The sequence below is a fragment of the Alkalispirochaeta alkalica DSM 8900 genome (genome assembly GCF_000373545.1).
GTDB lineage: Bacteria > Spirochaetota > Spirochaetia > DSM-27196 > Alkalispirochaetaceae > Alkalispirochaeta > Alkalispirochaeta alkalica.
Genome location: NZ_KB891741.1, coordinates 1 through 1760, shown reverse-complemented (window position 1 = coordinate 1760; position 1760 = coordinate 1). Strand labels below are relative to the sequence as shown.

1 protein-coding gene is annotated in these 1760 nt (G+C 46.9%); it reads right to left on the bottom strand.

Going from position 1 to position 1760, the window contains the following annotated elements; all coding sequences use genetic code 11:
* Positions 1-791 precede the first annotated feature (791 nt).
* Positions 792-1601 carry a hypothetical protein gene (locus B071_RS0112095; RefSeq protein WP_018527338.1) on the bottom strand — a complete coding sequence of 270 codons (810 nt, stop codon included), beginning with the start codon at positions 1599-1601 and terminating at the stop codon, positions 792-794.
* Positions 1602-1760: the final 159 nt, after the last annotated feature.

The following is a 1760-nucleotide window of genomic DNA, read 5'->3' as shown; positions in this document are numbered from 1 at the left end:
AAGCACATTGGGACACCCGGTAAACACGAGGGTCGCGGTAATCACCATTACCACCCCAACGATACCAGCACGATAAATACGATACATCTTCACTTCTCCACCTCTCTATTCTCCACCCCNGGTCAAGGTACCGAAACCGTCGCACATATCAGTATATTCAAGCTTCATCAAACAAACGGAATTGAATTATATGATACATTATTTGCATTCGCAATAAAGGATAACGCATGAACCCGTAGAGAGGAACGCGGCTGCGGGCTTTTCGGAGGGTTTTCCCTGCATAACCACCATGGGCGTGGCTTCGTTGCACACATGCGGACAGCGGCGGATCCTGTTGATTCTCCGGCCGGCTGAATGCCTGACATTGCAGAATCTGCAATCGTCGTGNACCACGGGCCGGGATTCTTCACCGTAGGGAGTCCTGCGCTCTCGAGGAAATCATGTATCTGTCTTTTTTCGCCAGATAGCTCTATCCGATAGCTATTCCATCTGAATCGCGAAACAGTTTGGACTGAACCTCGCCTCCCAGCCGTTCCAACCTGTTTCTGCGATTGCGTTCGGCCTCCTGTCCGTCCTGGAAATCTTGTCGTATACATCCTCCACGCGATCACGCCCGCTCGAGACTTGCCATACTTGGTCATCGCGGCGGACTACGCGCTCCACCGGCACCGAGGGGCTGCCCCCAAAACCACGCGCTACCGGCTTAGACGTGGTTTTGGGAGTTGGTGGATCGCTTACTAAAGGGTGATGCCCTTTAGCCCTTGGGGTTTAGTGGAAAGAGCAGCGAGATTTTAGTTGTGCCACAAGCTCCGACCAATCATATTAAAGGTTAAGCCGTAGCCGTAAATATCACCAAAGGCTGGATGCAAAAGATCTGTGGTTGGTGACCCTCGCCATGTAATGCCTTGGCGTACAATAAAAGCCATTTCGTCAAATTCCGTATGGGGTCTCCCGCCTGTTGCTCGGATTTCAACTTCACTCAGCTTCCCATTTTGGTAAATGAAGCGTTCAGTAAACGTGCTGCCAGCTGTATACTCCAGTTGACCATCTTCATTGTAATGGAAAAATGTGTCGTAATTGCCCTTTTTGTGTTCAATGCGATCCCACCGTTCATTGTCACCATCATAATGATAAAGATAATCTACACTTTGCGACCCATCAAATCTCAATTGTATGTTATCATAGCCAGTTATAGTCATTCGTCTGTCAGTAGTAGAACCATCCTTTCTCACAATTTCATCTCCTGCAATACCCATATTAATGTATTCAAAGGTTCTTTCGGAAGAATGAGTCAATTCACCCGATCCATCATATTTTTTGAATACCCCTTTAATAATGTCTCCATCATCATTGAAGGTATATTTTCTCAGGGTCCGTCTGCCGTTTGTCCTAATCTCTTCTCTGTTGGCAATTTTTCCCGCGCTATTAAAGTTGAAGATAGTCCTATCTCCGGCATCTCCCTCTTCGTTGTAATTCTGAACTATAACCCGAGGGTTCTTCTCGTTATCGTCCGAGTCTCCTAGCAGATCACAGCTGCCCATCAGCAACGTAAACGTGATCAACGAAGTCAGAGCGACCATCAAAGTGTTCAACCTCTTCATATTAGCACTCCTTGAAAATGGTTTATTTAATTTTTAATTGTAAAAGGAGTACCTTAAATCACTCTTAATTTTCAGCCTCTTTCAAAGGGGCGTACGGACCTTTTCTTGGACTGATTTTACGCTACCTTTCCGATGGCCTGGCGGTATTCAACCGGGGGG

What these genes read in the sequence shown, in the direction of transcription:
- B071_RS0112095 (WP_018527338.1), bottom strand. Translation starts at nt 1,601, where the DNA reads ATGAAGAGGTTGAACACTTTGATGGTCGCTCTGACTTCGTTGATCACG.